The following is a 26,851-nucleotide window of genomic DNA, read 5'->3' as shown; positions in this document are numbered from 1 at the left end:
CCGGCGGAAAATCCAGCCCCGCCGGCAATTGAGGCGCGGGGGTCCCGGGGCAGCGCCCCCGGTGTTACCGCACGCCGCCGCGCTTCGCCTGAAACGCCGCCCGGCCCTCCGCCCCCTTCTGCTTCCAGTCGCGCCGGATCTCCGCCCGCAGCCTCGCGTCCGTCTTCGCGACGATGCGCTTGTTCTCCCGCAGCAGCTTGCGGTAGCTGTCCAGCCGCCGCTCCGGCAGCGAACCGTCCTCGACCGCGGCGAGCACCGCGCAGCCCGGTTCCGCTGCGTGCGCGCAGTCGTGGAAGCGGCACTCCTGCGCGAGGTCCTCGATCTCGGAGAAGACCTGCCCGACGCCGGCTTCGGCGTCCCAGAGCCCGACGCCCCGCAGCCCCGGGGTGTCGATGAGTACGCCCCCGCCGGGAAGGGCGAGGAGGTTGCGGGTCGTGGTGGTGTGGCGGCCCTTGCCGTCGATGTCGCGGATGGCCTGCACGTCCATCACGTCCTCGCCGAGCAGCGCGTTCGCGAGCGTCGACTTGCCCGCCCCGGACACGCCGAGCAGCACGCTCGTCCCGCCGGACACGACCGCGGCGAGCACTTCGACGCCTTCGCCGGTCGCCGAACTGACGGGCAGCACCTGCACGCCGGGCGCCGTTGTCTCCACGTCCCGGACGAGATACGAAAGCCCCCTCACGTCGGGCACGAGGTCGGCCTTGGTGAGCACGACGAGCGGCTGCGCCCCGCTCTCCCACGCGAGCGCGAGGAAGCGCTCGATCCGCCCGAGGTCGAGTTCGGCGGCGAGCGAGACCGCGATGATCGCGTGGTCGACATTGGCGGCAAGGATCTGCCCCTCGGAGCGGTTCGACGAAGTGGAGCGTACGAAGGCGGTACGGCGCGGCAGATACGCCCGTACGAATCGGGGGTCGCCGTCCCGGTCGACGGCGGCCCAGTCACCCGTGCAGATCACCCGCAGCGGATCGTGCGGGGTCACGAACGCGGTGTCGGCGCGGACGAGTCCGTCGGCGGTGACGACATCGCACTGCCCGCGGTCGACCCGTACGACCCGGCCGGGCAGCAGCCCCTGCTCGGCGTACGGAGCGAATGCGGCGTCCCAGCTCTCGTCCCAGCCGTAGCCGGACAGCGGGTGCGAGGAAGCCTGAGAAGAAGAGAAAGAAGCGAAAGACAAGGGGAAACCCTTCACAGGGGTGGCCCCGGCATCGCGCGCGTCGGCGCGGAGGGAGAAGGAAGGTCAGCCGGAGACCACAGGGGTGGGCATGATGATCTTCTGGACCTGGGCAGCACCCAGCGCAGCGACAGTCATCACGGTCCTCACCTCCTGTTCTCCTACGGCGGCCCCGTGCGGCGATTTCGTACCGCCGCCGGGAACGAGGCAACGATGCCCGGCGGCGGTGTGAGGCGTCAACCTGTTTTCCGGCCCGGCGGCACGCCTGAACAAGCCCCCGGCCCCGGCGAGTTCCCCGCGCGGCCGGCGCCGACGGTGGAGCCTCACCCCGTCACCTGTTCGGCCGCCCCCGCTTGGGCCACTCGCGCACGTTATGTATCCATACGCTCACGCCGTGTGGCGAGCCCTCATGATCGCCCATAGCTTCGCCTCATGACGAAACGACAGCTCATGTGCCTGGCATGCATCGCAGTCGTCGTGGTCTCGGGACTGGGCGCAGCCGCCCCGTCCTCCGCCGCGGCCATGCACACGGTGCACCCGGGCGAATCGATCCAGGAAGCGGTGGACGCCGCCGAGCCGGGAGACACCATCGTCGTCTCACCCGGCACATACCGTGAGAGCGTCCTTGTCACCAAGGCGGACCTCACCCTGCGCGGGTGGGGGACGGAGACCGTCATCAAGCCTGCAGCGGCCACCACACCGGCGGCCAACTCCTGCGCCGCGAGTGGCAACGGCATCTGTGTGATGGGCACGGCAGCCAAGACGGTCGACGGCGTGACCATCCGGGGACTGACTCTCACAGGCTTCAAGAAGAACGCCGTCTGGGCCTCCGACACCGACCGTCTGTCGGTCCGGAACGTGATCGCGGAGAAGAACGGGGTCTGGGGCATCGCCCAGCAGAGGTCCACCCGTGCCGTGTTCAAGGGCAATATCGTCCGGGACAGCGGCGATGCGGGAATCTTCATCGCGAACACGGTCGACGCCGAGGGCGGGGCGACCGACACCGGGGGCGCGGTGATCGCGGGCAACCAGCTGACCGGGAACCGTATCGGAGTCACCGTCAGGCGGGTCCGGAACCTCACCGTCCGCGGCAACGACATCAGCGGGAACTGCGCGGGCGTGTTCGTCGTGGGCGACGAGTCGAAGCCCGCGGCCGGTGCGATGACCCTGCGGGCCAACAGGATCGTCGCGAACAACAAGTCGTGCCCGGCCACCCCCCGGCTCCCCGCCATCCAGGGCTCCGGAATCGTCCTGACCGGCGCCGAGTCGACAGTGATCCGTGCCAACTATGTCGCGGACAACGTCGGCGCCTCGCCGCTGTCCGGCGGAATCGTGCTGTTCCAGAGCTTCGTGGGCGCCCAGAACACCGCCAATGTCATCAAGAACAACCAGCTGGAGGGCAACAGGCCCGCGGACCTCGCCAATCGCGGCAGCGGTACGGGCAACACGTTCGTCGGCAATGTCTGCCAGGCCTCCGAGCCCGCAGGAATGTGCTGACCGGTGTTCCCCTTCACCTGGAGAATCGAGGCGGTATGACCACCGTAAGTCCCAGACCCACGCCGGCGGCCGGCTCCACTGCCGAGCCGGCCGCTCCCCCGCCGGCCATGCGGCTGCGGGAGCTCGTGTTCGGGGCGGCCTGCGCCGCCGCCGTACGCGCGGCGGCCCGGCTGGGTGTCGCCGACGCCCTCGGCGAGGAACCCGCCACGGCCGAGGAACTCGCCGCCGAACTGAACACCGAGCCGCAGCCGCTGCGCCGGCTGCTGCGCGCCCTGTCCTGCTACGGCGTCTTCGCCGAGACGCAGGACGGGAGCTTCTCCCACACCCAGATGTCCCGCATGCTGCGCGAGGACGATCCGGGCAGCCTGCGCTACATCGCCCTGTGGTGTACGGAGCCGTGGACCTGGGACGCCTGGCCCCGCCTCGACGAGGCGGTGCGTTCGGGCGGGAACGTGTTCCAGGAGCTGTACGGCAAGGGCTTCTTCGAGTATCTGCACCAGGACGCGCACGAGTCGGCGCATGTGTTCAACCGGGCCATGACCACGTCCAGCGTGCAGTCGGCGCTGGAGGTCGCGGAGCTCCTCGACCTCACCGGCGTGGGCGTGGTCGCCGACATCGGCGGCGGCCAGGGCCATGTGCTGGCCAGCCTGCTGGAGAAGCACCCGGGCCTGCGGGGCACGCTGCTGGATCTGCCCGATGTGGTGGCGAAGGCGGATCCCCGGCTGCTTCCGGGCGGTTCGCTCGCCGAGCGGGTGCGCATCGTGCCCGGGGACTGCCGTGAGGACATCCCGGTCGAGGCCGATCTCTACATCATCAAGAACATCCTGGAGTGGGACGACGAGTCCACCCGCAGGACCCTGCGGAACATCGTCTCGGCGGCCCGCCCCGGGGCGAGGGTCGTCGTCATCGAGAACCTCGTCGACGACACCCCCTCGATGAAGTTCACCACCTCGATGGATCTGCTTCTGCTGCTCAACGTCGGAGGTGCCAAGCACACCAGGGCGAGCCTGGTGGAGCGCATCACCCGGGCGGGCCTGCTCATCGGTGAGGTCCGGCCCGTCAACGCGTATCTGCACGCCTTCGAGTCGGTCGTCCCCGGCTGATCCGGTTCTGGTACACCACGAACGCCTCGGGCCCGGCTCCGTTGGAGCCGGGCCCGGGGCGTTGTGCCGTGTGGGGTTTCTCAGACGGCGGCGTCACGCTCCCAGGCGTAGAACTGACGGGCCATCGCGTCCTTCGGGCTCCGCCAGGTCTCCGGGTCGTACGGGCTGACGAAGGCCTGGAGCCGGTCGCTTATGTCCTTGAACGAGGGGTGTTCCGTCACCTTGGCGATCTCGGGGCCAGGTGGCCGGTCCGACTCGATCAGATGCAGATACACGTCGCCGAACTGGAACAGCTTGCGCCGGGACACCCCGACGAGGTACGGCAGTTCGCCGGCGTCGGAGGCGGCGAACAGTTTGGCGATGTCCGGAGCCGACTCCGGCGCCATACGGGCGACGATCAGAGCGTGGTGCACAGGAGGTTCCTTTCCCGGCCGGGCTCCTCACCCGGCCTGGTTTCCGCGTCGGACGGCTTCAGTTGACGGACGGCTTCAGTTGACGGCGGCGGAGCGGCGCTCGCGGTCGCGCTGTTCGATCTTGTCCCGGATGAGCTCCAGCTGGATCTTGGAGTTGCGGTTGATGTTGTCGGTCATCCAGTCGTCGTCGACCGGGGCGTCCGGCTTCATCGCGAAGTCCTGCGTCCAGTGCATCCGGGTGCCGCCCGGGACCTCCGTGTACTCCCAGCGGATGTTCATGTGCTCGAAGGGGCCCGTCTCGACCCGGCGGGCCGTGACCTTTCGCTTCTTGCGGTCAGTCGTACGCTCCGAGACCCAGCTCCAGACCTTGCCGTTGTCGTCGGGGTGCATGGTGAGGCGGAAGGTGGTGGTGCTGCCCTTCCGCTCCATGATGTCGACCGAGGCGTACTCGCTGAACAGGCCGGGCCAGTTCTCGATGTCGTTGGTCATGTCCCAGACGAGGTCCAGGGGTGCGGCGACGGTGATCTCGTTCTCGGTGTGTCCGGGCACGTCAGGCTCCAGTCATGAGGGTGTTGTTGACGAGGTCGAGGAACTCCCGCGGGGTCTTGCAGCGGTCCGCGTCGGGAGGCAGCGGACGGCCGTGCCGGTTCTCCAGCTCGCCGACGATGCCGAGCAGGCCCAGGGAGTCGAGGCCGAACTCGTCGAAGCCGGAGTCGGGCCGGTTCGCGAGGTCGACGGGGTCCACGGTGAGACCGGCGCCCTTCTTCATCAGGGCGGCCAGTTCTTCGATGGTCAGTCGGTCGGACATGGGGGACTCTCCTTCTTCACTCGGGGGTGTCGGTGGCGCCGCGCAGTACCAGGGCCGCGTTCGAACCCATGAGGCCGCGGCTGAGCACCAGGGCGGTCCGCAGCTGTGCCGGTCGGGCCCGGCCGGTCACGACGCTGAGGTCGTGGCAGACGTCGAAGACGTTGGGCGTGGGCGGCACGACGCCGTGTTCCATGGCCAGTACCGCGGCGGCCACATCCAGCACCGGTCCTCCGCAATAAGCCCGCCCGATGCCCGTCTTGGGGGCCGTGACCGGTACGCGCCGGCCGTGTGCGCCCAGCGCGTCGGCGATCGCCAGCGCCTCGGCGCGGTCCGCCTCCGGTACGCCGAGCGCGTCCGCGAAGACCACGTCGATCTCCTCGGGCGCGCACCGGGCCTCCGCCAGCGCCCCGCGGATCGCCTGGGCCAGCCCCTCGCGGGACTGCTCCCACCGGGAAGGACCGGTGAAGGTCGCGCCGTGGCCGGCCACCACGGCACGCGGCTTGGCACCGCGCCGCAGGGCCGCCGCCTCCTCCTCGACCACGAGCATCGCGCCGCCCTCGGCGGGCACGAATCCACACGCGTCCGAGGTGAACGGCCGGTAGGCGCGCGCCGGGTCCTCACAGGTGCTCAGATCCTCGTACCCGAGCTGGCAGACGACCGAGTACGGCGCCAGGGGCGCTTCCGCGGAGCCGACGACGACCGCGTCGGCTCCGTTGCGTACGGCTCTCGCGGCATGCGCGAACGCGTCGAGCCCGCCTGCTTCGTCGCTGGCCACGACGCCGCAGGGGCCCTTGAACCCGGCCCGGATGGAGATCTGGCCGGTGCTCGCCGCGTAGAACCAGGCGATGGACTGGTACGGGCCGACATAGCGGGGGCCCTGCCCCCACAGCCGCTGCAGTTCGCGCTGGCCGAACTCACCGCCGCCGGACCCGGCAGCGGTCACCACACCGACCGCGAACGGCGAGCCCTCGTAGTCGGCGCGGCCCAGCCGGGCGTCGTCGAGGGCGAGATCGGCCGCGGCCATCGCGAAGTGCGAGAACCGGTCCGTCTGGACGAGATAGCGCTCCTCGATCAGCGAACCGGGGTCGAAGTCCCGCACCTCGCCCGCGACCCGGAGCGGCAGGTGCTCGCACCCCTCCCGGGTGACCCGGTCGAGCACACTGAGGCCCTCCAGGGTCGACTTCCAGAAGACCTCGGTACCGGCCCCGTTGGGGGCTATGGCGCCTATACCTGTGACGACCGTCCGCCGGATCCGGCTGGGGCTCATCGCGCCCTCCCATTCGGTCTGGTCATGACGACCGCGGACTGGAAACCGCCGAACCCACTGCCGACGGAGAGCACACTGCGCAGCTTCCGGGGGCGTGCGGTGCGCGGCACATAGTCCAGGTCGCACTCGGGATCGGGGGTCTCGTAGTTCGCGGTCGGCGGGACCACTTGATGGGCCATGGCCAGGACGCAGGCCACGAGTTCGATCGCGCCGATGGCGCCCAGCGAGTGGCCCACCATGGATTTGATGGAGCTCATGGGCGTCTTGAAGGCGTGATCGCCCAGGGAGCGTTTGACCGCGGCCGTCTCGTGACGGTCGTTCTGCTTGGTGCCCGAGCCGTGCGCGTTGACGTAGTCGATCGCCGTGGCGTTCAGCCCGGCGTGATCGAGCGCGGTGTTGATGGCCCGGGCCATTTCCAGGCCCTCGGGGGTCAGTCCCGTCATGTGGTAGGCGTTGCCGAAGGTGGCGTAGCCCCCGATCTCGCAGTAGACGGTCGCTCCGCGGGCCCGGGCGTGTTCCAGTTCCTCCAGGATGAGGACGGCGCCGCCCTCGCCCATCACGAACCCGTCCCGGTTGAGGTCGAACGGCCGCGACGCGTGGGCCGGGTCGTCGTTGTTCGGCGACGTCGCCTTGATCGCGTCGAAGCAGGCCACCGTGATCGGCGAGATGGGCGAGTCCGACGCGCCGGCTATGCAGACATCGACCCGGCCCTCCTGGATGGAGGCGAAGGCGTAGCCGATCGCGTCGAGTCCCGAGGTGCAGCCCGTCGAGACGGTCTGCACCGGGCCGTGGGCGCCGGCCTGTTCGGCGACCGCGGAGGCGAGGGTGCTCGGCGAGAACGCGCGGTGCAGATGCGCTCCCGCCGGGCGGTGGTCCACGTCCCAGCGGGCGCCGGATTCGCTGACCGCGACGTAGTCGTGCTCCAGGCGAGTGGTGCCGCCGACGGCCGTGCCCAGAGAGACACCGATCCGCCAGGGGTCCTCCTTCTCGGGGTCGAGCCCGGCGTCGGACATCGCCTCACGGGCGGCCACCAGCGCGAACTGGATGTACCGGTCCGCGCGCGCCACCTGGTCCCGGTCGAGACCGTGGGCCTCGGGGTCGAAGTCGACCTCGGCGGCGATGCGGGAGCGGAAGCCCTCCGGGTTGAAGAGCGTGATGCCCCGCGTCGCCGTACGGCCGTTCGCGAGCAGGTCCCAGAACTGCCGGGCGCCCACTCCTCCGGGGGCGACGATACCGACCCCGGTGACCGCCACCCGCCGGTTCACGAAACGGCCCCAGTCCGTTCCGGCGGCCTGCCCTGCTCGGCGCCTTCGCTGTTTTCGGTGGGCTCGGTGTCGACATGCCCGAGCTCGGGGCGCGGGGCAAGCGGGCCGAGGTGGAAGACCATGCGGGCCTCCACGTCCCCCACGTTGCGGAACCGGTGGCGCACGTTCAGGGGGATCATGAGCCCCTGATCGGGCCGCATCGAGTGCGTCTCGCCGTCAAGGTCCACCTCGAGGAGACCGCTCACCACGTACACGAATTCCTCGGAGTACGGGTGGTAGTGCTCGCCGATGCGCTCACCGGGCTGCACGATGGCAAGGCCCATGAAGCCGCTGGTCGCGCCCACCGCGGTCGGGGTGAGCATGGCGCGCAGGTCACCGCCGCGCCGTCGGTTGGGCTGGGTCTCGCTGAGATCCACGATGCGTGGGCTGTGCTTCGTCATGTCTGGTTCCTCCAGGTGCGGTGCCCCCGACGGCTCGGCCTGCCAGGCCGCGACGCGCCGGACGTACGGGTCAGGACTCCGGCGGCGCGTTGCGGTCGGTGATCAGCTCCATGGCGGAGTGCTTGAGGAAGCGCGCCATCTCCTTGTCGGTCTCCGGGACGCCCTCCTCGCCGACGGCGAGCAGCCGGGCGAGCGTGGCGGCCTTGCGGGGACCGCTCATGCCGAGCGCGAGCGCGGGCTGCGCCTCGAGCTTTCCGGTCATGTCGACGAGCCGGACCACGATGTCGTCGCGCTGGAAGATCGTGCTGCTCGCGATGGGGCTGTCCGGGCTCTGGGCCGCCGCCTCGTCCTGCTTGGCGAGCAGCCGGGCCAGCGCCATGCCGCAGCCTTCCTTGGCCGGGTAGTACAGCGCGTGCCGCGTGAGCTCGGCCGATTGCTGCCCGTCCGCCGCCACATGGTGTACGGCGGGCAGTGCGGCCCGGGTGAAGAACACCCGCGCGGAGTTGGGGTCGTTGAGGTCCCGGTCCTGCTCCAGATACGGGTTGATGGCCTCCTCCACCTCACGGACCTCGGGCTGCTTGGCCACGTGGCGCAGTGCGGCAAGAAGGTCCCCCTGCACCTCGATGGCCCGTACGACCCGGTTGCCGTGCATGAAGAGGGAGGTGCGGCGAAGCCGGGTGTGTTCGTCGACCCTGGCCGACGGCGAGGTGTAGCCGGAAAGGATCTTCGCGACCTTCTTCTCGGTGCCCGGCTTCACCGTGAAGGTGAGGGCGTGCCGGACGATTCCGTCGCCGAGCCTGGGCGAGGCCTGGAGGCGGCCCTTGAGCTCCTCGGGCGCGGAGGTGACGGTCTTTCCGGTCTCGCGCAGAACGCTGAAGCGCAGCGAGCGGGTGTCGCGTACGCAGCTGTGCAGCGGCTGGACCGTCTCGACGTGCTCCTCGCTGTTCACCCAGGCCAGGAACGGCGGCGCGCTCTCCCACTCGCTGGTGATGAGCCACTGGGAGGGGTTCTCGATGGACTGGCACAGCTGATCGCTGATGTGGCCGGGGACCGACGCGACCTGGTTGCGCAGGTGCTCGTACGCCTCCAGGAACTGGTTCTGTGCGCCGTCGTGGAGATCGAGCAGCAGAACGACTCGAAGCCTTGAGCCGTCGAAGGCGGACTGAGATATCCGTTCCGACAGGGTTGTCATCTCTCACACTCCTTAGCGTCACCGCGCGGGTCAACAGCCCTGCGGATACGGACGGTCCGCCTCCCGTGAGTCGGGGGCGCTCCCGAAAACGATCGTGGTCCGGTACTTCGACTGGCGCGAGAGCTGAGAACCAAGCGGGTGAATGGGCGAGGCAACCGCCGTCGCACAGGGCATGGAAAGTGCATCCCCCAAGGGCGGCAGGAGCTGGAGTTACTGATGGATGAAAACGTCGGCCAAAGCGCGGAGCGCGTGCAGGTCCTCATCGTGGGCGGGTCCCTGGTCGGCCTGTCCACCTCGGTGTTTCTGGGCCGCCACGGCGTCAGACCTCTGCTGGTCGAGAAGCATTCGGGCACTTCGACCCATCCGCGCGGACGCGGAATGAACGTGCGCACCATGGAGCTGTTCCGGATTGCCGGGGTGGAGGCACAGATCCGGCAGGCCGCGTCGGTCCTCGCGGACAATCACGGGATCCTGCAGGCCGGATCACTCACCGGCGACGATCAGGAGTGGCTGTTCAAGGAGATCGACCCGGGTGGCAAGCTCGCCCAGTTCAGCCCGTCCACCTGGTGTCTGTGCAGCCAGAACGACATCGAGCCGCAGCTCATGGAGCGCTCGCGTGAGCAGGGAGCCGATCTGCGGTTCTCCACCGAGCTGCTCTCCTTCGAACAGGACGAGTCGGGTGTCACGGCGATCGTGAAGAACCGGGAGACCGGCGAGCACTCCACCATTCGGGCGGACTATCTGGTGGCGGCGGACGGGCCGCGCAGCCCGGTCAGGGAGCAGCTGCGGATCGGGCAGAGCGGCAACGGCGATCTGTTCCACAACGTGAGCATCACCTTCCGCTCCCGGGACCTCATCGACGTACTCGGCGACAAGCGCTTCATCGTCTGCTACCTGACCAAGCCGGGAGCGGACGGCGCCCTGTTGCCGGTGGACAACGCGCAGCAGTGGGTCTTCCACGCGCCCTGGCACCCCGAGCAGGGCGAGCCGCTAGAGGACTTCACCGACGAGCGCTGCGTCGAGCACATCCGGCGGGCCGTCGGCGCGCCCGGCCTGGATGTCGAGATCACCGGCAAGGCGCCGTGGCACGCGGCGGAACGCGTGGCCGACCGGTACGGCTCCGGGCGGGTCTTCCTGGCCGGGGACTCGGCGCACGAGATGTCCCCGACCGGCGCTTTCGGCTCCAACACCGGAATCCAGGACGCCCACAACCTGGCGTGGAAGCTGGCGATGGTGCTGGACGGCTCGGCGGGTCCCGGACTGCTCGACACCTACAGCGCGGAACGGCAGCCGGTGGCCCGGGCGACGAGCGAGCGGGCCTCGGCGCGCTCGGCGGAACACAGCCACCCCGGCTATGCCCCGGCACCCACGCAGGCCGGGGGCCCCAAGGGCGGGATCCTCTCGGTGGCCATGGGGTACGGCTATCCGCGCGGCGCGGTCCTCGGCGCCGATCCCGAGCGCCCCGTCGTGCCGGAGCGGATGCGGCTGGCGGGCGACCCGGGCACCCGGTCTCCGCACATGTGGGTGAGCGGTCCCGGTGGCCGGCAGTCGACGCTGGACCTCTACGAGCGGTCGTTCGTGCTGCTGAGTGCCGAGGGCAGCGAGTGGCGCGGGGCGGCGCGGAAAGTCGCCGAGCGGCTGTCCGTGCGGCTGGACGCGTACGCGATCGGCGAGGGCCCGGACGCCGATCTGGTTCCGGAGGGTGATACCAACTGGGCCGCGTTGCACAGCGTGACGGAGCAGGGCGCGGTGCTGGTGCGCCCCGACGGCTTCGTGGCCTGGCGGTCGCCGGGAGCGGTGAGTGATCCGGAAGGGGTGCTGCACGAGGTCATGGCGACGGTGCTGAGCCGGTCCTGAGCCCGCCCTGAGCGCGTCCCGATCATCCCGCCGAGTCCCTTTGGTCGCCCGTGCGACCAAGGGGACTCGGCCGTTCCGGTTACGGAATCTGTCGCGAACACGTCGCGCAGGCGGCCTCCGCGCTCTACGGTGCGCAGATAGCTCACCGTAGGCGGGAGGTGTAGAAATAGGACATGGCCGGACGCTACGGCCGCCCGCGCTCGGTTCTGCGAATGCGAACTGTCGCAGGTCAGGTCTTTCTCCTGCAGCTGGCGATCGTGGTGTTGCTGGTCGCGGCCGCCATGGTGGCGCTGGTGCTGCAGTCCAGGTCCGACAGCGAGCGCGAGGCCAAGAACCGGTCCGTCGCCGTCGCCGAGACCTTCGCCAATTCGCCGGGTATCGAAGCAGCGCTCAAGGCTGCCAATCCGACCCTCGTGCTGCAGCCGCGCGCCGAAGAGGCCCGTATCCGCTCCGGGGTCGACTTCATCGTCGTACTCAACACCGACGGCATCCGCTACACGCACCCGCTGCCCGACCGCATCGGCAAGAAGTTCGTCGGCAATCTGCAGCCCGCGCTCGCCGGTGAGGTCACCACCGAGAAGATCATCGGGACCATCGGGCCGCTCGTCCAGGCCGTCGTCCCGGTCATCGGCAGCAACGGCAAGGTTGTCGGGCTGGTCTCCGCCGGGATCACCATCGAGCATGTCAGCGGAGTCGTCGAGGACCAGTTCCCGCTGCTGTTCGGCGCCACCGGGGCGGTGCTGCTCGTCACCACGGGCGGTACCGCACTGGTGAGCAGGCGGCTGCGCCGCCAGACGCACGGTCTCGGGCCGCTGGAGATGACCCGCATGTACGAGCACCACGACGCGGTGCTGCACGCCGTGCGGGAAGGCGTGCTCATCGTCGGCGGCGACGGCCGGCTGCTGCTCGCCAATGACGAGGCACGCCGGCTGCTCGCCCTTCCGGAGCATGTGGAAGGCGTCCCGGTCACCGAACTCGGGCTCGATCCGCTCACCGCCCGGCTGCTGGCCTCGGGCCGGACCGCCACCGACGAACTGCATCTCGTCGGCGAACGGCTGCTCGCCGTGAACCAGCGGTCGACCGACCAGGCCGGCGGGCCCCCCGGAAGTGTCGCTACCCTGCGGGACACCACCGAACTGCAGGCCCTGAGCGGAAAGGCCGATGTGGCGCGGGGGCGGCTCAAGCTGCTGTACGACGCGGGCACCGAGATCGGCACCACGCTGGATGTGGTGCGCACCTGCGAGGAGCTGGCGGAGTTCGCGGCGGCCCGGTTCGCGGACTACGCCACCGTCGACCTCGTGGAGGCCGTACTGCGCGGCGAGGAGCCGCCGGTCACCGGCGCGGGCACGGACATGCGCCGCACCGCCTTCAGCGGTCTGCGCGAGGACACCGCGCTCTACCCGCTGGGCAAACTGATCCGCTTCGTGCCGTCCACCCCGCTCGGCTTCGGCATCCGCATGGGTGAGGCCGTCCTGGAGGCGGATCTGTCCGCGTACACCGGATGGCAGGACCAGGACCCGGACCGGGCGCGCAAGCTCGTCGAGTACGGCATCCACTCGATGATCGCGGTGCCGCTGCGGGCCCGCGGGGTGATCCTCGGCGTGGCCATGTTCTGGCGCTCCGAGAAGCCCGAGCCGTTCGAGGAGGAGGACCTCTCCCTCGCCGAGGAGCTGGTCGCGCGGGCCGCGGTGAGCGTCGACAACGCACGCCGCTACACCCGCGAGCACACCATGGCGGTGACCCTGCAGCGCAGCCTGCTGCCGCGCGTCCTGCCCGAGCAGAACGCCCTCGACGTCGCCTACCGCTACCGGCCCGCACAGGCCGGACTCGGTGGGCTCGGCGGCGTCGGCGGCGACTGGTTCGACATCATCCCGCTGCCCGGCGCGCGGGTCGCGCTCGTGGTGGGCGACGTCGTCGGCCACGGTCTGCACGCCGCCGCCACCATGGGCCGGCTGCGCACGGCGGTCCACAACTTCTCGACGCTGGACCTGCCGCCCGACGAATTGCTGTGGCATCTCGACGAGCTCGTCGCCCGCATCGACCAGGACGAGGCGGGCGACGGCTCGGCGGGCTCGAACGGCTCGGACGCCTCAGTCACCGGAGCCACCTGCGTCTACGCGATCTACGACCCCGTCTCCGGGATCTGCGCGATGGCGCGCGCCGGCCATCTCCAGCCGGCGATCGTCCACGCCGACGGCACCGCGGTCTTCGCCGATGTGCCCGGCGGCCCGCCGCTCGGACTCGGCGGTCTGCCCTTCGAGACGCTGGAGCTTCAGCTGCCCGAGGACAGCCGGCTGGTGCTGTACACGGACGGCCTGGTCGAGGACCGTGACCGGGACATCGACGAGGGTCTGACGCTGCTGCGCCACACACTGGCGGACAACGCGGACCGCACGCCGGAGGAGACCTGCGAGGCGGTGCTCAAGGCGCTGCTGCCGGCGCGCCCGCGCGACGACATCGCGCTGCTGGTGGGCCGTACGCGGGTACTGGACTCCAGCAGGGTGGCCGACTGGGACGTGCCGCCCGATCCCGCGGCCGTGCGGCGGGTACGGGCCGCGGTGACGCGCAAGCTGGCCGAGTGGGAGCTGGAGGAGGAGGCGTTCACGACGGAGCTGATCCTCAGCGAGCTGGTCACCAACGCGATCCGGTACGCCACGGGCCCGATCCGGGTACGCCTGATCCGTGACCGCACCCTGATCTGCGAGGTCTCCGACCACAGCAGTACGTCCCCGCATCTGCGGCAGGCGGCGATCACGGACGAGGGGGGCCGGGGCCTGTTCCTGGTCGCGCAGTTCGCGGACCGCTGGGGCACGCGGTACACGCCCGACGGCAAGGTCATCTGGACGGAGCAACCGCTGACCTCCGGCGGGGAGTGACGCCGGGCGGGCCGGGCGAGCTGCGTGACCCGCCCGGCCCGGGCATCAGGCGGAGCCGGTTCCCCGATTGCGCCTGAACCACCAGAGGGTGAGGCCCGCGGCGATTACCACGGCGGCGGCGACGATCGCGACGGTGGTTCCGTTGCCGTCGTCGTCCTTCTCGGCCGCTTTCTCGGCCGCTCTCTCGGTTGTGGAGGTGCTCGGCTCCGTCGTGGGCACGGAGGCGGACGGGGTCGGGGTCGGCGCGGCCGAGCTCGCCGTCGCACCCGGTGCCGCCGGCTTCAGGGCGAGGACCGGGGCCGGGTTCTCCGGCTCCGCGCCGCCGCTCGGAAGCTCGATCCAGCGGTCCACCGAACCGTCGCCGTACGTCTCGATGGTCTTGAAGGCGAGCGACTTGGCGTCCGGCAGCTGGGTGACGGTGATGCTGTACACGGCGTCCGTGCCGATGGCCAGCGCCTTACCGCCGACGGTGTAGCCGCCTTCCGACGGCGTCAGCTTCCAGCCCGCTGGCGCCTTCGCGAGACTCACCGCGTCGGGCGCGATGCCCTTGGGCAGCACGATCTGGAGCTTTGCGATGCCCGACGTGTCCGACTCCGCCTCGGACGTGAACGTCAGGGTGACGTTCTTCGCCAGGGCGCGCGGGTCGGATGCGCTCACCTCGACATGCGCCGCAGCCGGTCCGGCTACGGCGAGCACCGCGGCGAAGGCCGCCGCGGAGGCCGCGGGCAGGATGAAGGTCCTTCTGGTCATGGGGGTCAACTCCTGTGAAACAGCACGAATGGTCAGGGGCGGAACGACAACTGCCCATGACCGGGCGGCCCCCGGCGGACGACGGCATAAGCGAGGACGGCACACGCGGGCACGCCCGGGTGCCGCCGTGGTCCGGCCGCGGCGGGCGCGCCGTCCGGGCCGTGGCACGGATGCGTAACCCAACGGCCCATCCAGCGCGCGACGGTGGAGCGGACCGTGGCGGCGAGCTGGCTCAACGCACAGGGGATCGCGGCCAGTTGGTCGTCCGTCTGCTGCAGCAGCAGGGCGACGGCGAGGGCGGCCAGCGTGTGCGCGAAGGGCATCGGCATCGGGTGCCCGTGCTGGACACCGTGGTGCTCGGGCCCGGTCCGCGCCAGCAGTTCGTGGAGAACCAGTTGGGCGGCGCAGGTCGCGGCCACCACCACGCCGAGCGAACGGCGCCGCCGGGCCCAGGGCAGCGCGCCGAGGAAGGCGAGGCCCGCGGCCGCCAACAGCAGCGGCCAGGCGACGGGTTCCGCTGCGGCGACATGGTGGCCCGCGCCGGCGAGACCGGCGCTCGCGACGCCGAACACACCAGCGCGGGCGCTCCGCACGCCCCACCGGGTACGCGGCGCGCGGCGAGACGGGGGGTGGAGGGTCTGCGGCATGCCGGAGCCATCATTCACGAGGCGGGGCTTGTTCCCCACCCCGCCCCTTCCCGAACTGGGGGCAAGCCCCCAGCCCCCACCGGGGCTCCGCCCCGAACCCCGTGCGGGGGCTCCGCCCCCGGACCCCCGCGCCTCAAACTCCCCCAGACTTCGTCCGGGGGGACCCCCACGGGGGCTGAATTTCGCGTCCGGGACCACGCCTCAAACCCCGGCGGGGCTGGGTGTGCGGCAGGGCCGCACATTCAGCCCGTCCGGTTGAGGACATGCGGCCGAAGGTCGCATACGGGGTCCGGGGCGAAGCCCCGTCGGGGGTCTGGGGGCTTGCCCCCAGTTCGGGATGGGGGTACCTCCCACGGCCGCCAGGCCGTAGGGGGAGGGCGGGGTGGGGAACAAGCCCCGCCGCAGGCGCACCCCCTCAGCCCGAGTCCGCGCCCAAAGACCTCCCGCACCGCAGGTTCCACCGCCCCGCCCGCCCGCTCAGTTCCGTCAGCGTCAGCGGCGCGACGTCCAGCCGCCAGAACGCCTCCGCGGGCAGCGACAGGGCGTGCACGACCGCCGCCCGTGCCACCGCCGGTTCGACGACCGCCAGCACCCTCCCGGCGTCGTCCGGCAGCGACCGCAGCCAGCCGCCCACCCGTTCGCACAGCGCCAGCAGCGACTCGCCGCCGTGCGGCGCGGCCGCAGGGTCGGTCAGCCAGGCCGACACCGCCTCCGGTTCGCTCGCGCCGACCTCGTCCAGCCGCCGCCCCCGCCAGCGCCCCATGTCCCAGTCGCCGAGTTCTCCCAGGACCTCGGCGGGAGGTACCGCCGCCCCCAATTCCCCGGCCGTCTCGCGGCAGCGCCGGGAGGGCCCGCTGAGGAACCGGTCCACCCTCGCCACCACACCCGCCGCGGCCCGCGCGCGCCGCGCTCCCGCCTCGTCCAGCGGACCGCCGCCGTCGCCGTCGCCGTCGAAGCGGGCCTCCCGCAGTGCCGCACTCGTCGCAGGTGAGACCAACATCACCCGTACCGTCATCCCGTACGCCCTTCTCCCGCCGCGGCCCATGACCCAAGCACATCACGGGTGTTGGGGCGCCCGGTACGCCCCCGTGCGCCGTAGCGTCGCAGGCCGACAAGCGGTACGGTCGCGTGGACATGACGACGGTGTGACGGAAGTCCGGTGAGAATCCGGCACGGTCGCGCCACTGTGAACCCGTTCCCCTGTGGGAAGCGCGGGAAGTCAGACCCAGCACCTTCGTCTGAGGCACCACGATCGGGACGCGTGTTCCCCCAGGAGGTTCTGCCATGGCACATTCTGCCGCGCCCGCCACCGCCGCACCGGCCATCACCCCCATCTCGCTGACGGCGATCGCTCCGTGGGCGCTGTTCTTCGGCGTTCTGATGCTCGTCCTGCTCTACTTCGTCGGCGCCGAGCAGGGCGCCACCTCGCTCATCTCCGGTGAGAACGTGCACGAGTGGGTCCACGACGGACGCCATCTGCTCGGCTTCCCCTGCCACTGATTCCCCTGCCACTGAAATCTAGGGGAACCTCATGAACTCCATTTCTGTCAGAGCCCTGCTCGTCCGCGGCATGCTCGCGGGCCTGATCGCGGGCGTCTTCGCGATGGCCGTCGCCTATCTGCTCGGCGAGGGTCCGGTCGATGCCGCCATCGCGTTCGAGGAGAGCCACGCCCATGAGCACGGCGGCGAGGAACTCGTCAGCCGCACCATGCAGTCCACGGCCGGTCTCGCCACGGGTGTGCTGGTCTTCGGCGTCGCGATCGGCGGCATCGCCGCCCTCGCGTACTGTTTCGCGCTCGGCCGCATCGGGCGGTTCGGCCCGCGTGCCACGGCCGCGCTGGTCTCGCTCGGCGCGCTGCTGAGCGTGTACGTCGTGCCGTATCTGAAGTACCCGCCGAATCCGCCTGCCGTCGGCGACCCCGACACCATCGGCAAGCGGACGACGCTGTACTTCCTGATGATCCTGCTCAGCGTCCTGCTCTCGATCGCCGCGGTGATCCTCGGCAAGCGCCTGGCCCCCAGGCTGGGCAACTGGAACGCGACCGTCGCCGCCGCGGCCGCGTTCGTCGTCGCCGCCGGGGTCGCGTTCGCCTTCCTGCCCTCGTTCAACGAGGTACCGAAGGGCTTCCCCGCCTCGGTGGTCTGGGAGTTCCGACTGGCGACGCTCGCGATCCAGGTCACGGTCTGGACCGTCTTCGGGCTGGTCTTCGGCCACTTCGCCGAGCGGCTTCTCGCTCCTGCGCCGGCCGCGGCGGAGGGGAAGAGCACGGCGTCGCGGGCGCCGGCCGCAGCGAACTGACCCACCGGGGCTCCGCCCCGGACCTCGCTCCTCAAAGGCCGGACGGGCTGCGTTTTCAGCCCGTCCGGCTTTTGACGACAACGCCCCACACGATCTACGCCGCGGGCAGCGACACCTCGAAGCGGCAGCCGCCCGTCACATTGTGTACGTCGGCCTTTCCCGCGTGCGCCTCGACGATGCCGCGGACGATGGCGAGGCCGAGACCCGCGCCCGCCGGGGGCGTACGGGCCTGGGTGCCGCGCCACCCGGTGTCGAAGACCCGCGGCAGGTCCTCCTCCGGGATGCCGCCGCAGCCGTCGGTGACGGAGAGGACCACCCAGTCCTCGCGGCGTTCGGCGGCGATGGCGACCGTGCCGTCGGCGGGTGTCCGGCGGATGGCGTTGACCAGGAGGTTGGCCAGGACGCGGGTCATCTCCTTGCCGTCCACCTCGACCGGGACCTGCTCGACCATGTCCCCGACGAGGCGTACGCCGTGCTCGCGGGCCAGCGGGTCGGCACCGGCCAGCGCCTCCCCCACCAGGTCGTAGACCGACATCCGGGTGGGTGTCAGGGCCAGCGTGCCCGCGTGGATGCGCGAGAGCTCGAAGAGGTCGCCGACCATGGAGTTGAGGCGGTCGACCTCGGTGCGCATCTGGCGGTGGTAGCGGGCCGGGTCGGCGACCATCCCGTCCTCCAGGGCCTCGGACATGGCGCGCAGCCCGGCGAGCGGGGTGCGCAGATCGTGCGAGATCCAGGCGACGAGTTCGCGGCGGGAGGTCTCCAGGGCGCGTTCGCGCTCGCGGGACGCGGCGAGCCGGTCGCTGGTGGCGGCCAGTTCGCGGCTGAGCGCGGCCAGTTCGGCGGTGGAGGTGCCGTCGGGGGCGGAGAAGGAGCCGCCGTCGCCGAACGAGCGTGCCGCCAGGGTGAGTTCGCGGCTGCGCGCGACGACCCAGCGGCCGAGCAGCAGTGCGGTGGCGAGCGAGACGACCGCCGCCATGGCGACGACCGTGGTGACGACGGTGAGGTCGTGCGGGGACAGGAACATCGCCTGGGCGACGGCGAGCGTCCCGGCAAGCATGGCGGTGACCGCGACGGCGGCGACGACAGTGAGCGAGACGGCGACGGACCGGTGGCGCAGCAGACGCAGAGCCAGCGCCCCGACCAGACCGCTGGCGGCGGCCCCGAGGAAGGCGAACAGGGCGATGAGAAGCATGTCGTTCATGGTGATCAGGCCTCTTCTCGCGGCAGCGCGCCGCGGTCCTGCGGCACCTCTTCCCCCGGCACGTCTTCCCGCGGCACTTCTTCCGGCGGACCGCCTTCCCCCGGCACGTCTTCCCGCGGCACGTCGAAGCGGTAGCCCACGCCCCACACCGTCTGGATCAGCCGGGGCCTGGCCGGATCGTCCTCGATCTTCCCGCGCAGCCGCCGTACATGGACCGTGACGGTGGACAGGTCGCCGAACTCCCAGCCCCACACGTCCTGCATCAGCCGCTCCCGGCCGATGGCCTCACCGGGGTGCCGCATCAGATGCGCGAGCAGGTCGAACTCCCGCAGAGTCAGGCCCAGTTCACGCCCCTCCTTCGTCGCGCGCCGGGCTGCCGGATCCAGCACGATGCCCGCAGCGGTCAGCTCGGGCCCGGTTCGCCGTTCGCCGACGGCGCCCCTGCGCCGCAGTACGGACTCGACCCTCAGCACCAGCTCGCGCGGGCTGAACGGCTTGGTCACATAGTCGTCCGCCCCGATTTCGAGCCCGAGGATCCGGTCGTCCTCGTCGCCGCGGGCGGTCAGCATGATCACCGGAACGTTGGCGGAGGCACCGGCCCTGAGCCTGCGGCACACCTCCAGGCCGTCCATCCCCGGCAGCATCAGATCGAGGACGACCAGATCGGGCAGCCGGTCGGCGGCGATCCGCAGCGCCTGCAGCCCGTCGGCGGCCCGGTCCACGGTGAAGCCCGCGCGCTGCAGATAGCCGGTGACGACTTCGGCGACGGTCGGATCGTCGTCGACGACGAGAATGTTGTGCATACCGCAAGTGTGCTCTGTGCCGCCAGCGGTCCAGGCCCCGGTCCCCCTTACGAATCTGTGACGCCCCGGGAAAGGCCCATGTGCCCGTCGACGTCCGATTCGTTCAAGACCACAGGCCGGGGCCTGCCTGCGGTGCAGCGTTACGCACTCGTCCTCGACCCCGACGGCTGCGCCGTGTCGCTGTTCAGCAGTTCCGTCAGTGGGCCTGCGTCCGCCTGAACACGTCGATGGAGGGCGGTGGCGAGTTCGCGGCGGGTGGTGACGCCGAGTTTGGCGTAGGCGTGCTGGAGGTGGTTGTTGACGGTGCGCACCGACAGCTGCAGCCCGTCGGCGATGTCCTTGCTGCGGGTGCCGGCGGCGGCGAGGAGAGCGACTTCGCGTTCGCGGGCGGTGAGCGCGGCGGTGGGCGCCGCTGCGGTCAGCAGAGCGGTACGTGCGTCCTCGCAGCGGCCGGCGATGGCGGCGGCCCGGCCGGCGGCAGCGGTGGCACGGCGGGCCCGGCCGGCGCGTTGCCACGCGGAAGCGGCTGCCGCGGCCGCTTCGGCGGCCGGGAGGTCGGCACCGGCCTGCTCGAATACGGCGGCGACGGCGAGGAGTTGGTCGGGGGCGTCGGCGGCCAGGGCGGCGGCCAGGCGGGCGCCGGCGCGGGTGAGGGCGCTGTCACTGTGCCGGGCGAGTTCGGACAGCCGCCCGGACACCTCCTTGGCGCCGCCGAGGCGGGCGACGTCGGTGAGCAGGATGGCCTCGGGGGTGACCAGGCCGGCGGCGCGGGCGCGCCGGGCCGCGCCGGTCAGGACGGTGCGGGCCTGGGCGAAGTGTCCCCGGGCGGCATGCAGCCAGGCCTCTCCCAGGAGCTCCTCGCCCGCGAAGACGTCCGGCCACAGGCAGTTCCGGGCCTCGGCACAGGCCTGCTCGGCCGCGTCGAGGTCGCCGAGTACCGCCGCGCAGGCCGCCAGGCCGCTCAGCGCCGGGCCGAGCGGTCTGATGTGCTGGTGCGTACGGGCCAGCGCGGCGGCCTCGGCGTACCAGCGGCGCGCGCTCGCCGGATGCCCGGCCAGCCACTCGGTGCGGCCCAGACTGAAGGCCAGCCAGATCTGGTGGACGGGAGTCGTGCTGGCCCCGGCCGGTTCCGCGTACCCGCGCAGGCCCGCCTCGCGGGCTTCGGCCAGCCGTCCGTGGCTGCTCAGAGCGTGGTTCACCAAGGTGAGCTGGACTGCCGGGTGGGGACTGAGGGTCTGGTGGCCGACCGAGAGATGGGCGGCGTGGGCGCGTTCGGCCCAGGCCACCGCGTCGCCGGTGCGGCCGACCAGTTCGAGCCCGAGCGGTTTCATCATGGCGCCGGTGAGCCAGGCCACCGGGTCCGGAGCCTGGTGGACGTCTTCCTCCAGGTCCTCCAGCAGGGCCAGCCCACGGGCGGGCTCGCCCGAGGCGATCCGCATGGACCCCTCGTTGTGGTCCAGCATCCGCAGGCCGTCCGCGGTCGTGACCCGGGCGCGGGCGGCGTCATTGACCCTCAGTGCCTCGTCCGGCTGCGCGGCTCCCCAGAAGAGGTTGAAGCTCCGCGCCATCGCGACGGCCAGCTGGTCATGCTCGCCCGCGGCATCCGCGGCGGCGGAGGCCAGTACGGCTTCGGCCCGCTGCGGATCCCCCAGCTCGAAGTACGTCTCGCCCAGCATCAGGCGGGTGGCGGTGGTGTGATGCTCTTCGGGCAGGGCCGCCAGCAGCAGGCCGGCCTGCCTGTAGTCGTGGGCGTACCGGGCCTGCGCCGCCGCCCGGACCAGCATCGCCGGATCGGCCGTCCCGGTCGCCGCCAGCCGCCAGGACGCGACGTGCAGTGCGTCGTCACGGCGCTTCAGTCCGCGCGCCTCGACCCGCGCCGCCTGCCGCAACAGCAACTCCCGCCGCCGCAGCACCGGCAGCTCCGCCCGCAGCACCTCCCCGTACAGCCGATGTGCCAGCGCCACCGATGTGCGGCGTCCGTCCAGTCCCGCACGCACCAGACCGGCGGACTCCAGACCGGCCACCACGGCCGGCGACGCGGCCTGCTCCGCATCGGCCAGAGGCAGCGGCTCGCACAGCGCCAGCAGTTCCAGTACCGGACGGGCCGCGGCACCGGCCGCGGCCAGCCGAGCGCCGATCAGCTCGGCCAGCCGGGCTGTCCCCCGGACCGGCCCCCGCTCCAGCTGCCAGATCTCCCCGTCGCTGACGAGGGCACCCCGCTCGAGCGCCCCGGTGACCAACTCCCGCAGATACAGCACGTTGCCGCCGCAGGCCTCGTGCAACTCCCGTACTGCCCACTGCGCCACGGGACCGCCGAGCACCGCCCGCAGCAGCTCCTCGGCCTCGCCACGGTCCAGCTCCGCCAGCTCCACCCGCCACACCGCGTCCCCGCGGCACAGCGCGTCCACCGCCTCCCCCACCGGCGCGCCGGTACACAAGGTCCCGAGGAGTCGCACCACACCCGCATCCATCAACTGCCGCAGCAGCACCGCGGAGGCGGCATCCAGCAGGTGCAGGTCGCCGATCAGCAGTACCAGCGCTCGTGCGTCCGGTCCGGCCAACCGCCGTGCGACCGCCGCGAAGCCCACCACCGGATCCGACAGATCCACCCCCGCCGGCACCAGATGCGCGATCGCCCCCAAGGGCACCGCCCCGGCGGCGGCACTCGCCGTCGCGCGCGCAACCCGGAAACCCGCCTTCTCCGCCCGCGCCAGACACTCCTCCACCAGCCGCGACTTGCCCACACCCGCCGACCCGGCCACCACGAATCCCCGGCACCGCCGATCGGCCAGCCCGCGGGCGAACAGCTCCAACTGCCCGCCCCGGCCCACGAACACATCCGTGAAGCCGGGCGCTGTCACCGGGCCGGCCATCGTCATGGACCGTCTTCCCCGGTGAGTCCGACGATGAGGGCGTCGGCGGCGGGGCGCAGCAGCACGGCGGCCTCGGGCGTCAGTTCCAGCCCCCGGACGAGGGCAATGGCGATGTCGGCGGCCTGGGCCGGGGTCACGGTCCTGGTGCCTGCCGTCGCGAAAGCCTCGGTGAGCAATGCGTGCAGGTCTTTGGTGAACTGCTGCACGATGGGCCCGCACAGCCGGTCCGCGGCATCGATCAGCTCGGCGGCGTGCGGAGAGTCCTGGACGACCTTCTGGAAGAGGCCGAGCTTGACCCCGAGGATCCCGCGGACGCGTTCGCGGGCGGTGCCGTCGGCGACCGCGGCTTCTCCGGCCCGGACCAGCGCCTGGCCGTGCAGGCGCTCGGCGAGCCGCAGGAAGGCGTCGTCCTTGTTGCGTACGTACTGATAGACGGCGGCGCGGGACATGCCCGCCGCCTTGGCGATGTCCTCCATGGTCGCGCGGCGCACACCGTGCTTGGTGAAGGTCTCGTATGCCGCGTCGAGCACCTGGTCGAGTCGCGAGGTCACGCTGACACTCTATGCACGAAACGTCAGAATGCTCAAGACGCTGGATGGTACGGAGGACCGCACCCGGGTGCGGGGTTTCGCCGACGAGCGGCCGCGCGATCGCGACGGTTTACTTGCGGGAGGAGCTGATCGGAGCCGCGCACCAGAGCCGAAATGAGCAAAAGTTACTCATCCCGTCGCGCCCTCGAACCACCACAGTGGTCCCGACTGCAGCAAGCGGGCCGCGCGGCAGCGGCAGGCCGAAGAGCCACTTCTCCCCTCTTCCAGATCTTTCAAGGACTTTGCCCATGGATGTCACGGTCAATGGATCCGCCTGTCAGGTCGGGGGTGAAGCGGACGCCACCGCGGTCCAGCTCCTGCGCGAGACGCTGGGTCTGACGGGGACCAAGCTGGTCTGCGGGGCGGGCGTGTGCGGTGCCTGCACCGTGCACGTCGACGGTGTCCCCACGGTGGCGTGCCTGACCCCGGCGTCCGCCCTGGAGGGCGCGTCGGTCACCACAGTGGAAGGTCTGCACGGCAAGCACCCTGTGCAGCGGGCGTTCGCCGCCCATGACGCCCTGCAGTGCGGCTACTGCACGCCCGGTTTCGTCATGGAGGCCACGAGCTTCGTGGACCGCCGGCGGGCCGAGCACGGCGACACCGCCCCGTCGCGGGCCGAGATCGCCTCAGCGCTGGCGGGACACCTGTGTCGCTGTGGCGCGTACGAGGGGATCTACGCCGCCGTCGCCGCGGCGTGTACCGGCGCCCACGACACCGATGACGCTCCGCCGCCCCGCGTCGAGGCGATGGCGAAGATCAACGGCACAGCGCTGTACACGACGGATGTCCACATGGACGGCCTCCTCGAGGGGGTCATCGTCCGCTCCCGGCACCCGCACGCCCGCGTCACGTCGGTGACGGGCGGCGACCGGGTGGTCGATCTCCTGCCCGCCGACCGTACGGTCCGCTACGTCGGCCAGCCGATCGCCGCCGTGGCCGCCGAGAGCCTGTCCGCGGCCCAGGCCGCCGCCGAGCGGATCCAGGTGGCCTACGAGGTACTGCCGGCTGTCGTGGACCTGCACCTGGCCGAGCTCCCGGACAGTCCCGTGGTCTATCCCACGAAGCAGGAGCGGAAGCAGGCTCCCAAGTCGTCCGAGGCACTGTCGATTCCCGCGAGGTGGCACGGGAACGTACGGGGCCCGGTGCCGATGAACTGGCGCGGCGGCCTCGCCGTGAAGAGGATCCAGCAGGCCCGCGAGCAGGGCGAGGACCGGCTGGTCGAGGCCAGGTTCACCGCCGAACCACAGGTGCACACGCCATTGGAGCCGCACGCGTGCCTGGCTTCGTGGGACAGGCGCGGCGAGCTGCATCTCTGGGTCTCCACCCAGGCCGTCGGCGTGGTCGCCGAGCGGGCCGCCGAGCGATTCGGTCTGAAGCCCGAGCAGGTGCATGTCTCCGCGGAGCACGTCGGAGGCGGCTTCGGTTCGAAGCTCACCCTGACCAGCGAGATCGTCGCCGCTGCGGAACTGGCCCGGCGCCATGCCGCCCCGGTGCGGGTCGTCCTGGGCCGGGCCGAGGAACTCACCGACGGCGGTTACCGGCCCGGCGCCCGGGCCGACATCGCCATGCTCACCGACGGCGACGGGAAGCTGGCCGCGCTGACCCTCGATGTGCACGGAGACGGTGGCACCTCCATCGGCTCGGGGGTAGCCGCTCTGGCCCGGTTCATGTACGGGCACGCCCCGCGGCGGCTCCGGGACTACGACATCGTCACCCACCGGCCACCCGCCACCCCGTTCCGCGGGCCGGGCGGTCCGCCGCTGGCGTGGGTCCTGGAGCAGACCGTCGACGAAATGGCCCACCGCATCGGGGAGGATCCCATCGCGCTGCGCCACCGCTGGGACGGCAACTCCAAGCGGCGGGCCCTGTACGACCTGGCAGCGGCTCTTCCGATGTGGACCGGGCGGCCCGCCGCCGGTTCCCAGACCGGTCGCTTCCGGCGCGGAGTGGGCGTCGCCGCCGCCAACTGGATGTACTTCCTCGACCGCGGCACGCAGATCGAGCTCACCGTCGAGGACGGCATCGTGGTCGCCCGGACGACCACCCAGGACATGGGCCAGGGCTCCCGGTCCGTCATCGCGGATGTGATCGTCGCCGAACTGGGACTGCCGCCGGGGAGGGTCCGCGTGGACATCGGCCGGACCGGGACCGTCCACGGGCCCGCTTCGGGCGGCAGCCGCACCACCGCCTCCATCGGCCCGGCCGCCCGCGACGCGGCCGTTCGCCTGCGTTCCGCGCTGGCCGACAAGGCCGAGTCGCGCGGCACCGGCGGATCACTGGAGCAGCGTCTCGCCGACGCCGAGGGCCTTCGGGTGGTCGGCAGTCGCCCACGGGACCGCCGCGGCTATGTCACGCCCGTGGAACTCGACCACCTGGTCGTCGGCCGGGGATTCACCGGCGCTGTCCATGTCACCGAGGTCGAGGTCGACACCCGCCTCGGCCGGACGCGGGTCACGCGCGTGTGGGGCGGGATCGCCGCCGGCCACATCTACTCGCCGGCGCTGGCCCGCAGTCAGTGCCAGGGCGGCGTCATCCAAGGCATCGGGTACGCCCTGTACGAGGAGCGCATCACCGACCCGCTGACCGGTGTCCTGCTGAGCGACAACCTCGAGGACTACCGCATCCCCGGCATCGGCGACATCCCCGAGATCGACATCCACTTCCACGAGGCGGGTTTCGAGCACGCCGACGGCGGCGGGGTCGGCCTGGGAGAGGTCTCGACGATGCCGGTAGCGGCAGCCATCGGCAACGCCGTCCACGCCGCCACCGGGTGGCGCCCCCACCACCTGCCGATCCGCCCGGACCGCCTCCTGGAAGGACTGCGCCCGTGAACCAGCCCCGCACTCTCGACGAGGCCGCGGCCGTCGTTGCCGACAACGGCGGAGAGCTGCGCGCCGGTGGCACCGACACTGTCGCCCGCCGGCGTGGCGGAGTCACGCGCGGCGCGTCTGTCCAGATTCCCCTGCTTCCCGCCCTGCGGGGCATCACCCGCCAGGCCGAAGGGACCACGCGGATAGGCGCGTTGACCGGTGTGGCCGAACTCGCCGAGGACCCCTGGCTGCAGGCGGACTACCCGGCCCTGACGATGACCGCGGGCGCCCTGGCCACACCGCAGATCCGTAACGCAGGCACCTTGGGCGGCAATCTGCTCCAGCACAACCGCTGCTGGTACTACCGCAATCCGCACTTCAGTTGCTACCGCGACGGCGGCGACGGCTGTCCGGCGCGCACCGGGGTCCACCTGCACGCCGCGGTGATCGACCAAGGCCCCTGCATCGCACCGCACCCCTCGTCGATCGCGATCGCCCTGCTCAGCTACGACGCCCAGGTCGACGTTCACGAACGGGGAGCCCTCCCCGTGGCGGACCTGTACGGCGACGGATCCGACCCCACCCGAGACCATCTGCTCGCCCCGCAGCAGATCCTCACCGCCGTCACCCTGCCGGCTCCCCTCCCCGGCGAACGTGCCGCGTACAACCGGGCCATCAGCCGCGCCAGGGCCGAATGGCCACTCGTCGAAGCGGTGGCCCGCGTGATCGTCTCCGACGGCATCGTCACCACGGTCGCCGTCGCCGCGGGCGGCATCGCCCACACCCCGCTGCGGCTGCCGGACGTCGAGGATGCCCTGCTCGGGCGCGAGCCGACCCCCGAGAACCTGTTCACCGCCGCGACCGCGGCCACTGAACATTGCTCACCTCTGCCGCAGACCCGCTACAAGGTGGAGCTGCTTCGCGACATCGTGCTCGACGTGCTCGAAACGGCGTTCCGGGCCGATACCACCTGATATCAGGGCCGGTTG

At 71.4% G+C, this 26,851-nt stretch carries 23 protein-coding genes; 8 read left to right on the top strand and 15 right to left on the bottom strand.

All coding sequences use genetic code 11. From position 1 onward, the window contains the following. Nucleotides 1-64: 64 nt before the first annotated feature. Nucleotides 65-1,174 (bottom strand): ribosome small subunit-dependent GTPase A, encoded by a 1,110-nt coding sequence (gene rsgA / locus OOK40_RS17880; RefSeq protein ID WP_266482461.1) that lies wholly within the window; start codon nt 1,172-1,174, stop codon nt 65-67. Between the two features lie 429 nt (nt 1,175-1,603). Here rsgA and OOK40_RS17875 point away from each other — a divergent pair, with 429 nt between their 5' ends. Next, the gene (locus tag OOK40_RS17875; protein ID WP_266482458.1) at nt 1,604-2,668 is read left to right on the top strand and encodes a nitrous oxide reductase family maturation protein NosD; all 1,065 of its coding nucleotides are present in this window, start codon (nt 1,604-1,606) and stop codon (nt 2,666-2,668) included. 35 nt (nt 2,669-2,703) lie between these two features. After that, the gene (locus OOK40_RS17870; RefSeq protein WP_266482455.1) at nt 2,704-3,771 is read left to right on the top strand and encodes a methyltransferase; all 1,068 of its coding nucleotides are present in this window, start codon (nt 2,704-2,706) and stop codon (nt 3,769-3,771) included. Between the two features lie 80 nt (nt 3,772-3,851). Here OOK40_RS17870 and OOK40_RS17865 read toward each other — a convergent pair whose 3' ends face one another. The 7 genes from OOK40_RS17865 to OOK40_RS17835 form a co-directional block, all read right to left on the bottom strand. Continuing rightward, complete coding sequence (locus OOK40_RS17865; RefSeq protein WP_266482452.1) at nt 3,852-4,184, bottom strand: TcmI family type II polyketide cyclase; 333 nt, start codon at nt 4,182-4,184, stop codon at nt 3,852-3,854. 75 nt (nt 4,185-4,259) lie between these two features. Further along, nucleotides 4,260-4,733, bottom strand: coding sequence for an SRPBCC family protein (locus OOK40_RS17860; protein ID WP_266482450.1), 474 nt, complete (start codon nt 4,731-4,733; stop codon nt 4,260-4,262). 1 nt (nt 4,734) lies between these two features. Continuing rightward, nucleotides 4,735-4,992 carry an acyl carrier protein gene (locus tag OOK40_RS17855; protein ID WP_142213054.1) on the bottom strand — a complete coding sequence of 86 codons (258 nt, stop codon included), beginning with the start codon at nt 4,990-4,992 and terminating at the stop codon, nt 4,735-4,737. A gap of 16 nt (nt 4,993-5,008) precedes the next feature. After that, entirely contained in the window at nt 5,009-6,259 is a 1,251-nt protein-coding gene (locus OOK40_RS17850; protein WP_266482445.1) for a ketosynthase chain-length factor, read from the bottom strand. After that, entirely contained in the window at nt 6,256-7,524 is a 1,269-nt protein-coding gene (locus OOK40_RS17845; RefSeq protein ID WP_266482442.1) for a beta-ketoacyl synthase, read from the bottom strand. The genes OOK40_RS17850 and OOK40_RS17845 overlap by 4 nt, the downstream gene beginning before the upstream one ends. Beyond that, nucleotides 7,521-7,964: a cupin domain-containing protein gene (locus OOK40_RS17840; RefSeq protein WP_142213057.1), complete on the bottom strand. Its 444-nt coding sequence runs from the start codon at nt 7,962-7,964 to the stop codon at nt 7,521-7,523. The genes OOK40_RS17845 and OOK40_RS17840 overlap by 4 nt, the downstream gene beginning before the upstream one ends. Nucleotides 7,965-8,034: 70 nt before the next feature. Next, nucleotides 8,035-9,156, bottom strand: coding sequence for a SchA/CurD-like domain-containing protein (locus OOK40_RS17835; RefSeq protein WP_266482436.1), 1,122 nt, complete (start codon nt 9,154-9,156; stop codon nt 8,035-8,037). Nucleotides 9,157-9,372: 216 nt separating this feature from the next. Here OOK40_RS17835 and OOK40_RS17830 point away from each other — a divergent pair, with 216 nt between their 5' ends. Both OOK40_RS17830 and OOK40_RS17825 read left to right on the top strand, forming a co-directional pair. Beyond that, a complete protein-coding gene (locus tag OOK40_RS17830) occupies nt 9,373-11,013 on the top strand; it encodes an FAD-dependent monooxygenase (RefSeq protein WP_266482434.1) in 1,641 nt (546 codons plus the stop codon). Nucleotides 11,014-11,186: 173 nt separating this feature from the next. Further along, entirely contained in the window at nt 11,187-13,889 is a 2,703-nt protein-coding gene (locus OOK40_RS17825; protein WP_266482430.1) for a SpoIIE family protein phosphatase/ATP-binding protein, read from the top strand. 45 nt (nt 13,890-13,934) lie between these two features. Here OOK40_RS17825 and OOK40_RS17820 read toward each other — a convergent pair whose 3' ends face one another. The 3 genes from OOK40_RS17820 to OOK40_RS17810 all read right to left on the bottom strand — a co-directional run bounded on the left by OOK40_RS17820 (nt 13,935) and on the right by OOK40_RS17810 (nt 16,301). Continuing rightward, on the bottom strand, nt 13,935-14,639 hold the full coding sequence (locus tag OOK40_RS17820) for a DUF1775 domain-containing protein (protein ID WP_266482427.1): 705 nt from the start codon (nt 14,637-14,639) through the stop codon (nt 13,935-13,937). Nucleotides 14,640-14,671: 32 nt separating this feature from the next. Beyond that, entirely contained in the window at nt 14,672-15,232 is a 561-nt protein-coding gene (locus tag OOK40_RS17815; RefSeq protein ID WP_266482424.1) for a hypothetical protein, read from the bottom strand. Nucleotides 15,233-15,701: 469 nt separating this feature from the next. Continuing rightward, a complete protein-coding gene (locus OOK40_RS17810; protein ID WP_266482421.1) occupies nt 15,702-16,301 on the bottom strand; it encodes a histidine phosphatase family protein in 600 nt (199 codons plus the stop codon). Nucleotides 16,302-16,570: 269 nt separating this feature from the next. On the opposite strand from OOK40_RS17810, the gene OOK40_RS17805 reads away from it, so the two are divergent. Both OOK40_RS17805 and OOK40_RS17800 read left to right on the top strand, forming a co-directional pair. Further along, nucleotides 16,571-16,786, top strand: coding sequence for a CbtB-domain containing protein (locus tag OOK40_RS17805; RefSeq protein WP_266482417.1), 216 nt, complete (start codon nt 16,571-16,573; stop codon nt 16,784-16,786). Nucleotides 16,787-16,817: 31 nt separating this feature from the next. Beyond that, nucleotides 16,818-17,585, top strand: coding sequence for a CbtA family protein (locus OOK40_RS17800; RefSeq protein WP_266482415.1), 768 nt, complete (start codon nt 16,818-16,820; stop codon nt 17,583-17,585). Between the two features lie 94 nt (nt 17,586-17,679). On the opposite strand, the gene OOK40_RS17795 is transcribed toward OOK40_RS17800, so the two are convergent. The 4 genes from OOK40_RS17795 to OOK40_RS17780 form a co-directional block, all read right to left on the bottom strand. Next, nucleotides 17,680-18,786, bottom strand: coding sequence for a sensor histidine kinase KdpD (locus OOK40_RS17795; RefSeq protein ID WP_266482413.1), 1,107 nt, complete (start codon nt 18,784-18,786; stop codon nt 17,680-17,682). Nucleotides 18,787-18,791: 5 nt separating this feature from the next. Beyond that, a complete protein-coding gene (locus tag OOK40_RS17790) occupies nt 18,792-19,589 on the bottom strand; it encodes a response regulator transcription factor (protein WP_266482410.1) in 798 nt (265 codons plus the stop codon). A gap of 140 nt (nt 19,590-19,729) precedes the next feature. Further along, the gene (locus tag OOK40_RS17785) at nt 19,730-22,468 is read right to left on the bottom strand and encodes a LuxR family transcriptional regulator (protein ID WP_266482408.1); all 2,739 of its coding nucleotides are present in this window, start codon (nt 22,466-22,468) and stop codon (nt 19,730-19,732) included. Next, nucleotides 22,465-23,013 carry a TetR/AcrR family transcriptional regulator gene (locus OOK40_RS17780; RefSeq protein WP_266482404.1) on the bottom strand — a complete coding sequence of 183 codons (549 nt, stop codon included), beginning with the start codon at nt 23,011-23,013 and terminating at the stop codon, nt 22,465-22,467. Before OOK40_RS17780 ends, OOK40_RS17785 begins: the two co-directional genes overlap by 4 nt. Nucleotides 23,014-23,300: 287 nt before the next feature. On the opposite strand from OOK40_RS17780, the gene OOK40_RS17775 reads away from it, so the two are divergent. Both OOK40_RS17775 and OOK40_RS17770 read left to right on the top strand, forming a co-directional pair. Continuing rightward, nucleotides 23,301-25,883, top strand: coding sequence for a molybdopterin-dependent oxidoreductase (locus tag OOK40_RS17775; protein WP_266482402.1), 2,583 nt, complete (start codon nt 23,301-23,303; stop codon nt 25,881-25,883). Further along, nucleotides 25,880-26,836 carry a xanthine dehydrogenase family protein subunit M gene (locus OOK40_RS17770; protein ID WP_266482398.1) on the top strand — a complete coding sequence of 319 codons (957 nt, stop codon included), beginning with the start codon at nt 25,880-25,882 and terminating at the stop codon, nt 26,834-26,836. Before OOK40_RS17775 ends, OOK40_RS17770 begins: the two co-directional genes overlap by 4 nt. Nucleotides 26,837-26,851: the final 15 nt, after the last annotated feature.

This window comes from Streptomyces sp. NBC_01481 (assembly GCF_026339995.1).
GTDB lineage: Bacteria > Actinomycetota > Actinomycetes > Streptomycetales > Streptomycetaceae > Streptomyces.
The sequence above is the reverse complement of the archived record's forward strand: the minus strand, read 5'-3'. Positions and strand labels throughout refer to the sequence as shown.

What these genes read in the sequence shown, in the direction of transcription:
- OOK40_RS17875 (WP_266482458.1), top strand. Translation starts at nt 1,604, where the DNA reads ATGACGAAACGACAGCTCATGTGCCTGGCATGCATCGCAGTCGTCGTG.
- OOK40_RS17870 (WP_266482455.1), top strand. Translation starts at nt 2,704, where the DNA reads ATGACCACCGTAAGTCCCAGACCCACGCCGGCGGCCGGCTCCACTGCC.
- OOK40_RS17855 (WP_142213054.1), bottom strand. Translation starts at nt 4,992, where the DNA reads ATGTCCGACCGACTGACCATCGAAGAACTGGCCGCCCTGATGAAGAAG.
- OOK40_RS17850 (WP_266482445.1), bottom strand. Translation starts at nt 6,259, where the DNA reads ATGAGCCCCAGCCGGATCCGGCGGACGGTCGTCACAGGTATAGGCGCC.
- OOK40_RS17840 (WP_142213057.1), bottom strand. Translation starts at nt 7,964, where the DNA reads ATGACGAAGCACAGCCCACGCATCGTGGATCTCAGCGAGACCCAGCCC.
- OOK40_RS17835 (WP_266482436.1), bottom strand. Translation starts at nt 9,156, where the DNA reads ATGACAACCCTGTCGGAACGGATATCTCAGTCCGCCTTCGACGGCTCA.
- OOK40_RS17830 (WP_266482434.1), top strand. Translation starts at nt 9,373, where the DNA reads ATGGATGAAAACGTCGGCCAAAGCGCGGAGCGCGTGCAGGTCCTCATC.
- OOK40_RS17825 (WP_266482430.1), top strand. Translation starts at nt 11,187, where the DNA reads ATGGCCGGACGCTACGGCCGCCCGCGCTCGGTTCTGCGAATGCGAACT.
- OOK40_RS17820 (WP_266482427.1), bottom strand. Translation starts at nt 14,639, where the DNA reads ATGACCAGAAGGACCTTCATCCTGCCCGCGGCCTCCGCGGCGGCCTTC.
- OOK40_RS17810 (WP_266482421.1), bottom strand. Translation starts at nt 16,301, where the DNA reads ATGACGGTACGGGTGATGTTGGTCTCACCTGCGACGAGTGCGGCACTG.
- OOK40_RS17805 (WP_266482417.1), top strand. Translation starts at nt 16,571, where the DNA reads ATGGCACATTCTGCCGCGCCCGCCACCGCCGCACCGGCCATCACCCCC.
- OOK40_RS17800 (WP_266482415.1), top strand. Translation starts at nt 16,818, where the DNA reads ATGAACTCCATTTCTGTCAGAGCCCTGCTCGTCCGCGGCATGCTCGCG.
- OOK40_RS17795 (WP_266482413.1), bottom strand. Translation starts at nt 18,786, where the DNA reads ATGAACGACATGCTTCTCATCGCCCTGTTCGCCTTCCTCGGGGCCGCC.
- OOK40_RS17790 (WP_266482410.1), bottom strand. Translation starts at nt 19,589, where the DNA reads ATGCACAACATTCTCGTCGTCGACGACGATCCGACCGTCGCCGAAGTC.
- OOK40_RS17785 (WP_266482408.1), bottom strand. Translation starts at nt 22,468, where the DNA reads ATGACGATGGCCGGCCCGGTGACAGCGCCCGGCTTCACGGATGTGTTC.
- OOK40_RS17775 (WP_266482402.1), top strand. Translation starts at nt 23,301, where the DNA reads ATGGATGTCACGGTCAATGGATCCGCCTGTCAGGTCGGGGGTGAAGCG.